Genomic DNA, 9,958 nt, shown 5'->3' with positions numbered 1-9,958 from the left:
GATCAGAACTCGGCAACGGGAGGACTGCCGGCGCGGGCAGGCCGGCATCGCCAAGCGGGAGGGCCTCGTCCGGGCCGATGGCAGAGCCTGCGACGCAGCTCGTCCGGGCGCTGTCGACGTTCGTCAGTAGGATCACCAGGTTGCAGCGAGGGCCTGCGACGCGGTTGAACACGAGGTGTCAGTAGTGCCGGATCATCTGGAAGCAGTGTTCACGATGTTGGGCCCTGGCGGGCGTCGCTTTGCGGACCCTGGGGCGTGGGCGGTGCTGGAGCGGGAGATCGGTTGTGAGCTCCCGTCGGACTACAAGGACTTCGTCGACGAGTACGCGCCGATCAAGGTCAATGGTCACCTGCACTTCAGCCACCCGGCGACAGGGACCTGGAACCTCCTGGAATGGATCCGTGAGACGGATCAGGCATTCCGGGAGGTCGACTGGGACGGTCTGCCGCACCCTGAGACAGGAGCTCAGGGCGTCCTGATACCTGCTCTGAGCACCGACTTCGGGTTCTACGCGTTCCTTGCCCTCAGCAACAGAACGTCGGGGTGGAGCGTTGTGGTCCATGACCGGGACGAGGGCGGATACTGGGAGCACGCGATGAGCTTCGCCGAGTGGCTCCACAGACATCTGGTCGGCGAAGAGGTGATCCACCCGGGCGGTACGTACTTCTATCCCGGTCCCGTCGAGTTGGAACACCCTCCGATGCCGCCAGGCGAGCGGCACCTGTCCTGGTACGGACCGGAACGCGGCATGTGACAAGCAAGACTCGGGCTCGCGGCACGCACTCGATGCCGGCTTCCACCCCGTCGTCGAGGACATTCTCGACACCAGCCGGTACGGCGCCATGCTCGCCGACCTGGTGGCCGCCCACCGCGGGCGCAGCTACCTCTACTTCCTGGACGTCGGCTTCAACGAGACGGTGCGCCGGCACGCGCCCCGGCCACTGTCCGCCGAGGTGAGCGCCGAGCAGATGCCGCTGGACCTCCTGCCCGGCGGCCGCGAACACGTCATCGGTGAGAACAGCACCCTGGACGACACCGCCACCCGGATCGGATCCTGACCGACACCGAACTCACCCCTCCGGGCCGGACACCACCCCTCTGAACCGGCTGGCCCCTGCAGTCACCTGATGAGCAACGCCAGGCGGCTGAGCGTCAGCCGGAGACCGCACTCTGGCCGGCGGGGGCGTACTGGCCCCGGCCGGTCCGTTGCGCACGGCCAGCCTTGGCGAGGCGCTCCAGCTGGGTTCGGATCGCGTTGACGTTCGCGGCGACGGCCTCCAGACCGAGCTCCTCGGCCACCTCACGGGCACGCAGGGGCCCCGCCATCTTGGCCAGGACGGACAGCACACTGTCAGCGTCGGCGACGCTGCGCCGCTGGCCCGGGGTCGGCGCGTCGGAGACGGCGGCTACCGGCGGATTCCCTGCGGCAGGCGTCTTCTTCGCTGCCGTCTTCGGCGTGGTGCCCTTCGCGGCCTTTGCGGTTTTCTTCGCCGCTGCCTTTGCCGTGGTCTTCTTGGCTGCGGCTGTGGGCTGCGTCGGTGTCACGGTCGGTGCGGAGGCGGGGTCGGTGTTCTTCGGCGACACGGTCTTGTGGGCGGTCGATTTCCTTGTGTTGGTCTTCTTCTCCGCCGTGGTGGTGGCGGGGTTCTTCTGGCCGGTGCGTTTGCGCGGGGTGCGGGTGGGTGCCGGTACGGGCTTCGCGTCGGATTCGGCAGTGGCGGTCTGCTCGTCGGCTGTCTGCGGCGCCGCTGACGAGGCGGTGGGTCGGGCCGGGGCTGCCGGCTCGCCCCGGTGGTCCAGGGGAGTGGCGGCCAGGGTGCGCAGGCCTTCCAGGACGCCGGTCATGGCGTCGATCTGTGCCGTGACGGCTGCGAGTTCCTGCTCCAGTGCGCGGCGCCGTTCCTGCGCGGCGGGGAGCCGGGCTTCCAGTAGGGTGATGGTGGATCCCACGCCGCTGTCCGAGCCGAAGGTGCCGTTGTTTCCCACAGTCACTCCAAAATGGTTGTCGATCACCGATCGTTGCGGTGAATCTACGGGCCGCGTAGCCGTATTGACCCCGCTTTGCCGGAAAACCTCCACCTACGGGTTGTGGGGCTGACGAGTGGTCAGGCGCCGCAGCCGAACGGGTGGCGGCAGGGTTCACGGGTGCTGGGTGGTGAACGGGAGGGGGTCTGCCAGGCCGGCTTCTCCGGGCCCCGCTCGTGGACGGTGAGGACCTCACGACATTCAGCTCGGCTGCTGCGGGGACCGCGCTGCGGGCCTGGCTGTGGTGGCGGGCCAGGAGCGAGCAGCGGAGTTGGTCACCGTGCCCGGCCTGCCTGCTCTCGCGGGTGGGGCGTCCGTCGTGTGCGGTTGTGGCGAAGTGGTCCTGCCGGCCGGGCGGGAACTGCGAGTCCTACGGTCCGCCGCCGGGGCGTGTCGGCGGAGGCCAGTGATCGTTGTCCCCCACGAGCGTCCCGACCAGGACGTGCGGCTCTGGCGTAGGCGGAAGGTGAAGGAACAGGTGCTGGAGCGCCTGGTGCGCGAGCACGCGCACGCGTCCGCCGCAGCCGCACTACGTCGAGTCGGCCGCGGTTGCGAGCACCGTACAGCGCGCCGTGCCCACGCAGGTGCTCGGCCACTAGATTCCGGGGCCGTGCTGGCCGGGTGTGAAGTTGTACAGGTAGACCCCTGCGGATCCACCGGCGGCGACCGCTGAACTGTCGGGAGTCCAGGTACAGCAGGTGAGTGTGCGGTCCGAGCGCATGTAGGTCACGGTGCTGCTGGTGGCCCGGTCCCATATCCGGAGACTGTTGTCTGCGCCAGTGGTCGCGAGCCAGGTTCCGTCGGGGGAGATCGCCACCGCCAAGACCGCACCGGTGTGGCCGGTGAGCTCGCCAGTCTGGGTGCCGGTGGCCCGGTCCCAGATCCGCACCACCGTGTCCATCACGTCGCCGTCGGCGGTGGCGATCCAGGTCCCGTCGGGCGAAATCGCCACCGCCCGGACGCGACTGCGGTGGCCGGCGAGCTCGGCGGTCTGGGTGCCGGTGGCCCGGTCCCAGATCCGCACCACAAGATCGGCGCCGCCGCCGGTGGCGAGCCAGGTCCCGTCGGGCGAAATCGCCACCTGCTTGATCCAGTCGTTGCTGGTGAGCTCGCCGATCTGGGCGCCGGCCGTCGTGTCCCAGAGGCGCAGCACGGTGTCGGGGCCACAGGCGGTGGCGAGCCAGGTCCCGTCCGGGGAGATCGCCATCGCGTAGATCGAGCCGTCGGGGCCAGCGAGCTCGCCCGTTTGGGTGCCGGTGGCCCGGTCCCAGATCCGGACCACCGCGTCGTCGCCGGCGGTGGCAAGCCAGGTCCCGTCCGGGGAGATCGCCACCGCCCAGATGGGGCCGGTGTGGCCGGTGAGCTGGCGGATTCGGGTACCGGAAGTCCGGTCCCAGATCCGCACCACTCCGTCAGCTCCGGCACTGGCGAGCCAGGTCCCGTCAGGAGAGACGGCCACCGCCGCGGCCCTGCGGGTGTTGCCGGTGGGTGCGCCACTCTGGGCGCTGATGGCTCGGTCCCAGATCCGGAATCTGCTGTCGTCGCCGGCACTGGCGAGCCAGGTCCCGTCGGGGGAGATCGCCACCGCCCGGATGGGGCCGGTGTGGCCAGTGAGCTCGGCGGTCTGGGTGCCGGTGGCCCGGTCCCAGATCCGCACCACTCGATCGTCACCGCCGGTCGCGAGCCAGGTTCCGTCGGGGGAGATCGCCACCGCCTGAACGGGGCCGGTGTGGCCGATGAGCTCAGCGGCCTGGGTACCGTCCCAGATCCGCACCACCTGGTCCTCACCGCCGGTCGCGAGCCAGGTCCCGTCGGGGGAGATCGCCACCGCCCAGAGGGGGCCGGTGTGGCCGGTGAGCTCGGCAGCCTGGGTGCCGGTGGCCCGGTCCCAGATCCCCGCCACCGGATCGGCGCCGCCGGCGGCGAGCCAGGTCCCGTCGGGGGAGATCGCCACCGCCCAGGCCGAGCCACGCTGGCCGGTGAGCTCGGCGGTCTGGGTGCCGGTGGCCCGGTCCCAGTGATCCGCCGCTGGATGTCGGCAACCGCACCGTCGATGTCCGCCGACTCCACGTTGCCATGTGTTCTCCTTCGGGGAATGCGAGAGGGCCCCGACACCGGTGAAGTCCGGTGCGGGGCCCTGCTGTTGGTCTAGCTATTAGCCTCTGCTGGCCTGCCAGTCCTCGAAGCCGCCGGGGGCGTCGTCCGGGGGGATCAGATCGGTCAGCGGAACTTCCTTCTCCAGCCCGCCACGCACCGGCCGGATGCTGATGCCGTAGCTTGCGACGTGCATGATCTCGACCTCGTGGCCGTTCTTGCGGTAGGTGACGACCTCTCCCGCGCGGGGTACCCAGTGGCGGAGGGTGGCGTTCACCGGCCGCCCCACGGCTGCGGCTTCCACTCGACGATCCGGTCGACCGGCACCCAGCGCCGCTCGTCCGGCGGCGGCGGGAACACCGCGAAGTCCGACACCGACGCCATGCCATCGACGACGGACCACACGTCGACCAGCTTGTGCCCGCCGCCTTCGAGCAGCTCCCGCCGCAACGCGCTCTGCGGCGCCCTTGCCCGTCGTGCCTCTCTCGTGCTCATCCGCCGACTCCCGTCATCCGCTGTGGCAGTACAGGTGACGGTAGAGACGACGGTATCCAGCCAGCTACGAACGTGCCCGAACTTGCCCGAACCTCACCCCAGTGCGTCGATCGCCGCCGTCACCAACGATCGAGCTGCCGTCCCGTACACGGCGATCGACGCCAACTCGGCGAACGCCTGCCCGTACTCGGCGATCTCCCCCGGCTGCGTCACCGTCAGATGGGCAGACACCAGCTCGACGTTGACCTGCGCGTCGTCGTACATCGTGAACGACTCCACCGGCCAGCCCGCGCCCCTGGTTACGCCCATCGGGATGATGCCGAGGCTCACGGACGGCAGCGTCGCGATGGCGATGATGTGCCCTAACTGGGCGGCCATGATGTCCGGGCTGCCGATGACAGTGCGGAGGACCCACTCTTCGATGAGGATCGCGAAGCGATGGTCGCCGGAGTGCAGGCCTTGTTGGCGTTCCATGCGCACGGCGACGCTGGCTTCGACGTCGTCGGGGACGTTTCGCAGGGCGACGATGGTGTTGAGGACAGCCCGGGTGTATTCCGCGGTTTGGAGCATGCCGGGGATGACCCACGACTGGTACATGCGGAACCGGCGGGTGCGGGCGAACAGCTGCCGCACGGACTCTTGGGCTTGTTTGAGGCCGGCGCGTTCCAGGCGGCGCCACTCGACGTACATGCCTTCGATGCCACGGGCGATGGCGATCAGGTCGGCGGCCTGCTCGGGCACGCCGCACAGCTCGGTCCAGGTGCGAATGTCGGCGTCGGTCGGCGGCCGCAGTCCGCTCTGGAGCTTGGAGCATTTCGATTCGTGCCATCCAGCGCGTTCGGCCAGCGCCCTGGCGCTCAGTCCGGAGTCTCGCCGGATGTCGCGCAGGCGCTGGCCGAGAGCCTTCCTGGCTTCCTGAACGCTCGATGGTGCTGCAGACACGGTCAGTTAGGCCGGTAGTCCCCGTGGGCGATGGCCCGCTCCCACACCGCTTCGAACGCCGCACCGCACAGCTTCACCAGGGCGTCGTCGTCGGTGACGTCCTCGGACACGAAGTCACCGTCGCCGCTGAAGTGGTGGACCATCAGAACGCGGTCGTCGACAAGCCAGAAGTCGTTACCGGGAAGGGCGAGGTCGGTGGCCCGTCGGCGGGGCAGCCAGCGGACCTGTTCGCCGGACGCTTCGTTGCGGAAGGTGACGTCGTACTCGAAGCGGATGTAGTCGCTGACGGGTTCGGACACGACCCGGGCACGCCGCACGTTGACGCCCCGGGCAGTTGCGTCGGCTACGTGCTGCAGCCAGGGGCTCCACCACGACGCCCGGTCGGCTTGGTCGTAGCGGTGGCCGGTCTGCCAGCGCAGGTACATGGGGTCGTCGAGCATGTAGCCGTCGCGCGTTTCCAGGTGGACGGCTGTGTGCTGGGCGTCGCGCAGCAGCTCCTCAAGGGTTGGGGCTGCTGGCACCGTTGACCTCCGGGAAGAACTGCATCATGCGTCGAGGGAATTCGATCACAGTCTCGTGCTCCGGGATGTCCATCGCGGCGAGCCGCTCCGGGTCGAGGACCTTCCAGCCCTGGAGGACGTAGTTCCCGGTGACGTCATCGAGGTAGACGGTCGGGGACTTGCCCTCGGGGCTGTTCGGGTCCTTGCCGAGCTTGATCAGAGCCATCGTTGATCCTCCGTCACAGGTACGTCGATCGTTGTGACAGAGCTTGCACCGCTTCCCGCCAGGCTGCCATGAACTTGCCCGAACTTGCCCCGGCTACAAGGCGCCGAGCTTCGGGATCAGCTCGTCGAGGGGGCCGCCGGGGGCGGTGGTGAAGTGCGGTGCCCCGCCGGTGGCCCAGCGGTGCCGGACCAGCGGGGGCCAGCCCTCGGCGGCCGCCAGCTTCACGAGCTCCGCGGCGTCGGCGATCGTCACGTCCTCCTCGCGTCGGGCGGTGAGTCGGCCGCGTTTGACGCCGTCGGGCTGGTCGTTCCAGTTGATGCGGTGGTCCTGCCAGAGGGGTTCCTGCATCTGGTCGGTGTTGACGCCGTGCAGCTGGCCGGGGGTAGCGGGATTGGGCGAGCATGCTGATGCTGTTGCGGACGGCGTCGCGTTGCCGCCACACGTAGTAGTTGGCGACTTCGGTGGGGTCGGCGATGGTGAAGACGCGGGCGTCGAACACGGCCCGGCCGGCGGTGGGGCGGAGGCCATTGAGGACGGCGGCATTTCCGGTGAGGCGGATGTCTCCTGGCCGCGCGACAACTCCCGGGTCTGGCAGCTCCACGCCACAGCGGGTACAGCCTATGTGAAGGTGCAGCCCGACCTGGCGAGTTATCGGCGGAAGGTCCACGCCTACGAGCAGGTGGTGCACCGGCTCAGCGACGGCCGAGCACCGCGGCTGCTCGCGTCGAACCCCGACCTGTTGGCCGTCCTCATCTCAGCGGTGCCGGGACGCGTCGTCCGGGACCTGCCCCTGGAAGCCGTGGTCGAGCGCCGAGTACACCAGCACGCGGGCTAGCTGCTCCAGCGCTGGCACTCCTATCCCGAACTAGTCGCCGACGGGATCCGCGCGGACGTCATGACGACGGTGACCGCCCAGGCCGAGGAGGCAGAACAGTGCCTGGATCGGGTTGCCGATCACCTCGTCGGTGCCCAGCACGGCCTGGTTCTGCAGATGGTCCACGAGCTGCCTCGGCTCGCCTGCGGCCTCCCGATCGTGTTCCGGCACGGCGACTTCGCCACCCGCAACTGGCTGTACGACAGGAACACCGACACCGTCGCCCTCATCGACTTCCAGATGGCCGCTCCGGGCCTGGCCGTCGAGGATCTCGTCTGGCTCCACGGCGCGCTGTGGCCCACCCGTCCCGATCTCAAGGACGCCCTCCTGGCCGGCCTCAGGCGCAAGCTGACCGACGTCGAACAGCGGGTTCTGGTCCCGCTTACCGCACGGCTCACCATCTCCTACCTGGCCACCGGGATCACCCAGAACTACCCCGTGCTGATCGAGCGCGGCCACACCGTCCTAGACCACCTGGTGAACTCCCACCGCTGATTCGCAAGTTCAGCAGCAGTGACCTACTGTTCGATTTGCTGTGCCAGCACTGCCGCTTCGGCCAATTCGCACAGGATGATCTGCAGCCGGGAGTCGGCCAGAAAGAATCTGGGGTAAACGCGCATCGCGTCGTCCGAATGCGGCCAGTAATCGGTTTCCGACATGGCCATGTAGAGCTTCAGGTATTCTCGCCAGGCCGAGCCTACTTCCGGAAACCCTTCAGACAGCTCGTCGGCCACCGCTGGGCATCGGGTTGGAATCTTCCGAGGTGATGGCCGGTATCCATAGATCAATGCATTGACCTGCGACTTCTCGGAGTCGTCCAGGTCGGGCCTGCAAGCGGCTATGAAGAGCGTGACCGAGTCCGTCATTCCGTTCAGACCGTCCGAGAGCGTGGCGGAGAGCGACAGCAGGCGCGCGGATCCGAAGGATCTCACTCTGCTCATCTCGGCGGAGGCGGCTCTCAGTCGCCTGGCTTCCGCGCGGCGCCTCGGCATCACCATGGCAACGTAGTAAAGGAGCCCTTGCAGCGCGAAGCAGAGTACGACATCCAGGAAGCGCACCCCTGTACTCATGGCATACGGTCGGCGGCCCGGCCGGGCGGATCAAGAATGGGGAACCCCATGTCCAAGGCTGCCGCTCTCATCTCGGCGACAAGATTCCGCCGCACTCTTTCCAGTTCCCGGAGTGCGCGGCGTAGCGCCACCGCCGCATCAGGGCTGGGGTCGTTCAGGTAGGCGCGCACTTCATTAGACCACCGGGCGCGCCTGTCCGAATACTCGGACCACAGCGTGCCGATGTCCGCGTAGAATCCCCCAATCAGCGCGGCGCGATCGAACTCGAGGGACGGAGCTTCATGTGCCGATCCGAGGAGCGGGGCGATGACTTCTCGGGAGAGGCCAACTCCACTGCGCTCAATTTCATCTTGTACGAGCCTGAAATTGGCGATTTCCGTGCGAGACGTTTCGCGCAGCTCGCTCATGGCGTCGACGAGTCGCTCGCGGTGCTGGCGCTCAATGGCCTTCTCCTCGGCCTGCCTGACTTCCCTCTGCCGATCCTTCTTCTTGAGGAAATGCGCTGCATATGCGGCTAGCAGGGCCGTGACCATTCCGATCAGGGCGGTCGCAAGCAGATCCATCACGCCTCATTCTCCGAGCTGGCTGCCGGGGCGATCAAGCCATGAACATATGAACTCTGGGTGGGATCCTACCCGCGAGTCGAGGCCTCAGTGTCACGGAAACGTAACGCCAGGCTTTGATCTTTAGTGCTCGTTTCTGAACCTGTAATTGCTGGTCAGATACCTGCTTGGAGCCTTGCTGTGGAAGAGCCTTTTGGTTCTCCGTCACGGTGACGGTGAACCGACGGCTCTGGGGTGTTTGGTCAGAGCGCGTCTGAGATCTCACTGGGTGGTGCGTGAAAGCGGTCGTGGGCCTGGTCGTCTTGCTGGTCCGCTGCGGGTGAGTCGGCGGACCATGATGCCGATCATCGCCCAGCGGATCATGGTCTCGGAGCGGGCAGGCTGCTGCTCGTAGTCCCGCGCGAGGCGCCGGTTGGCGGTGATCCAGGAGAAGGTCCGCTTGATGGCCCAACGCCTGGGCTGGACCTGGAATCCGCGCTGGTCCGGGGCCTTGCGCACGATCTCCAGATCGCGGCCGAGGATCGCGCGGGCCCACTCCACGAGTCGGCCGGCGAAGCCCTGGTCGGCCCAGATCCTCTGAACTCCCGGATGGTCGAGGCGGGTCCACAGCAGCGGGCGTTTCGCGCCGTCGCGGTCCTGGATGTTCGCGGCGACGACGTGGACGGCCAGGAGCAGGCCGAGGGTGTCGGTGACGATGAACCGCTTGCGGCCCTTGACCTTCTTCCCCGCGTCGAAACCCCTGGTCGCGGCCGGGACCGAGTCGGCCCAGCGGACCGATTGCGAGTCGATCAGCCCCGCGCTCGGCTCCACACCGCGACCATCGGCCTCGCGGACCCGGCCGCGCAACACGTCGTGGACGCGCTCGACGGTGCCGTCGTCGTGCCACCAGGTGAAGTACCAGTACACCGACGGCCAGGGCGGGAAGTCCTTCGGCAGCTGCCGCCAGGCACAACCGGTGCGGACCACGTAGAAGATCGCGTCCGCGATCCGCCGCCGCGGATGCTTCTCCCGCCGACCGCCCCTCGGACCCACCCGCGCCGGCGGCAGCAACGGCTCCACCAACGCCCACTGATCACCCGTCAGGTCAGACGGATACCCACCCCCAGAACCACTCACACACGGCTCAACGACCGCTCCAGCCACAGGGCACGGCAGATCTCAAACACGGT

The 9,958-nt window shown here is 68.1% G+C and carries 15 protein-coding genes and 1 pseudogene; 4 read left to right on the top strand and 12 right to left on the bottom strand.

What is annotated here, in order from left to right; translation table 11 throughout:
• Positions 1-184 precede the first annotated feature (184 nt).
• Both ABT118_RS32530 and ABT118_RS32525 read left to right on the top strand, forming a co-directional pair.
• Positions 185-754, top strand: a complete 570-nt coding sequence (locus ABT118_RS32530) for an SMI1/KNR4 family protein (protein ID WP_350678432.1) — start codon at positions 185-187, stop codon at positions 752-754.
• An 88-nt stretch (positions 755-842) separates the two neighbouring features.
• Positions 843-1,058: a P-loop NTPase family protein gene (locus ABT118_RS32525; protein WP_350678427.1), complete on the top strand. Its 216-nt coding sequence runs from the start codon at positions 843-845 to the stop codon at positions 1,056-1,058.
• A 94-nt stretch (positions 1,059-1,152) separates the two neighbouring features.
• Here the strand turns inward: ABT118_RS32525 and ABT118_RS32520 are convergent, their stop codons facing one another.
• From ABT118_RS32520 to ABT118_RS32480, 9 genes and pseudogenes are all read right to left on the bottom strand, one after another.
• On the bottom strand, positions 1,153-2,013 hold the full coding sequence (locus tag ABT118_RS32520; protein WP_350678423.1) for a hypothetical protein: 861 nt from the start codon (positions 2,011-2,013) through the stop codon (positions 1,153-1,155).
• 607 nt (positions 2,014-2,620) lie between these two features.
• Positions 2,621-3,799, bottom strand: a complete 1,179-nt coding sequence (locus ABT118_RS32515; RefSeq protein WP_350678440.1) for a WD40 repeat domain-containing protein — start codon at positions 3,797-3,799, stop codon at positions 2,621-2,623.
• Positions 3,797-4,012 (bottom strand): annotated as a pseudogene (locus ABT118_RS32510) (WD40 repeat domain-containing protein); the annotation flags it as partial. The pseudogene ABT118_RS32510 and the gene ABT118_RS32515, both read right to left, overlap by 3 nt.
• Positions 4,013-4,180: 168 nt before the next feature.
• Complete coding sequence (locus ABT118_RS32505) at positions 4,181-4,396, bottom strand: hypothetical protein (protein WP_350678418.1); 216 nt, start codon at positions 4,394-4,396, stop codon at positions 4,181-4,183.
• Complete coding sequence (locus ABT118_RS32500) at positions 4,393-4,614, bottom strand: hypothetical protein (protein WP_350678414.1); 222 nt, start codon at positions 4,612-4,614, stop codon at positions 4,393-4,395. Before ABT118_RS32500 ends, ABT118_RS32505 begins: the two co-directional genes overlap by 4 nt.
• Positions 4,615-4,707: 93 nt before the next feature.
• The gene (locus tag ABT118_RS32495) at positions 4,708-5,556 is read right to left on the bottom strand and encodes a helix-turn-helix domain-containing protein (RefSeq protein ID WP_350678410.1); all 849 of its coding nucleotides are present in this window, start codon (positions 5,554-5,556) and stop codon (positions 4,708-4,710) included.
• Positions 5,557-5,558: 2 nt separating this feature from the next.
• The gene (locus ABT118_RS32490) at positions 5,559-6,077 is read right to left on the bottom strand and encodes a DUF6879 family protein (protein WP_350678406.1); all 519 of its coding nucleotides are present in this window, start codon (positions 6,075-6,077) and stop codon (positions 5,559-5,561) included.
• Entirely contained in the window at positions 6,055-6,282 is a 228-nt protein-coding gene (locus tag ABT118_RS32485; RefSeq protein WP_350678402.1) for a hypothetical protein, read from the bottom strand. The genes ABT118_RS32490 and ABT118_RS32485 overlap by 23 nt, the downstream gene beginning before the upstream one ends.
• Positions 6,283-6,375: 93 nt before the next feature.
• Positions 6,376-6,630 carry a hypothetical protein gene (locus tag ABT118_RS32480; RefSeq protein ID WP_350678398.1) on the bottom strand — a complete coding sequence of 85 codons (255 nt, stop codon included), beginning with the start codon at positions 6,628-6,630 and terminating at the stop codon, positions 6,376-6,378.
• Between the two features lie 43 nt (positions 6,631-6,673).
• Here ABT118_RS32480 and ABT118_RS32475 point away from each other — a divergent pair, with 43 nt between their 5' ends.
• Together ABT118_RS32475 and ABT118_RS32470 are read left to right on the top strand one after the other, a co-directional pair.
• Positions 6,674-7,117 carry a hypothetical protein gene (locus tag ABT118_RS32475; RefSeq protein WP_350678395.1) on the top strand — a complete coding sequence of 148 codons (444 nt, stop codon included), beginning with the start codon at positions 6,674-6,676 and terminating at the stop codon, positions 7,115-7,117.
• Positions 7,118-7,651 (top strand): phosphotransferase, encoded by a 534-nt coding sequence (locus tag ABT118_RS32470; protein ID WP_350678437.1) that lies wholly within the window; start codon positions 7,118-7,120, stop codon positions 7,649-7,651.
• A gap of 23 nt (positions 7,652-7,674) precedes the next feature.
• Here ABT118_RS32470 and ABT118_RS32465 read toward each other — a convergent pair whose 3' ends face one another.
• The 3 genes from ABT118_RS32465 to ABT118_RS32455 form a co-directional block, all read right to left on the bottom strand.
• Positions 7,675-8,214 carry a hypothetical protein gene (locus tag ABT118_RS32465; RefSeq protein WP_350678392.1) on the bottom strand — a complete coding sequence of 180 codons (540 nt, stop codon included), beginning with the start codon at positions 8,212-8,214 and terminating at the stop codon, positions 7,675-7,677.
• Positions 8,215-8,222: 8 nt separating this feature from the next.
• Entirely contained in the window at positions 8,223-8,789 is a 567-nt protein-coding gene (locus ABT118_RS32460) for a hypothetical protein (protein WP_350678389.1), read from the bottom strand.
• Between the two features lie 261 nt (positions 8,790-9,050).
• Positions 9,051-9,944, bottom strand: coding sequence for an IS5 family transposase (locus tag ABT118_RS32455; RefSeq protein WP_502884762.1), 894 nt, complete (start codon positions 9,942-9,944; stop codon positions 9,051-9,053).
• Between the last annotated feature and the right edge of the window lie 14 nt (positions 9,945-9,958).

Source organism: Kitasatospora sp. NPDC002040, from assembly GCF_040296785.1.
Taxonomy (GTDB): Bacteria; Actinomycetota; Actinomycetes; order Streptomycetales; family Streptomycetaceae; genus Kitasatospora.
The sequence above is the reverse complement of the archived record's forward strand: the minus strand, read 5'-3'. Positions and strand labels throughout refer to the sequence as shown.

Bases quoted from the DNA above. Each gene is read 5' to 3' on its own strand.
- ABT118_RS32525 (WP_350678427.1), top strand. From the start codon at position 843: ATGCTCGCCGACCTGGTGGCCGCCCACCGCGGGCGCAGCTACCTCTAC.
- ABT118_RS32500 (WP_350678414.1), bottom strand. From the start codon at position 4,614: ATGAGCACGAGAGAGGCACGACGGGCAAGGGCGCCGCAGAGCGCGTTG.
- ABT118_RS32485 (WP_350678402.1), bottom strand. From the start codon at position 6,282: ATGGCTCTGATCAAGCTCGGCAAGGACCCGAACAGCCCCGAGGGCAAG.
- ABT118_RS32480 (WP_350678398.1), bottom strand. From the start codon at position 6,630: ATGCAGGAACCCCTCTGGCAGGACCACCGCATCAACTGGAACGACCAG.
- ABT118_RS32460 (WP_350678389.1), bottom strand. From the start codon at position 8,789: ATGGATCTGCTTGCGACCGCCCTGATCGGAATGGTCACGGCCCTGCTA.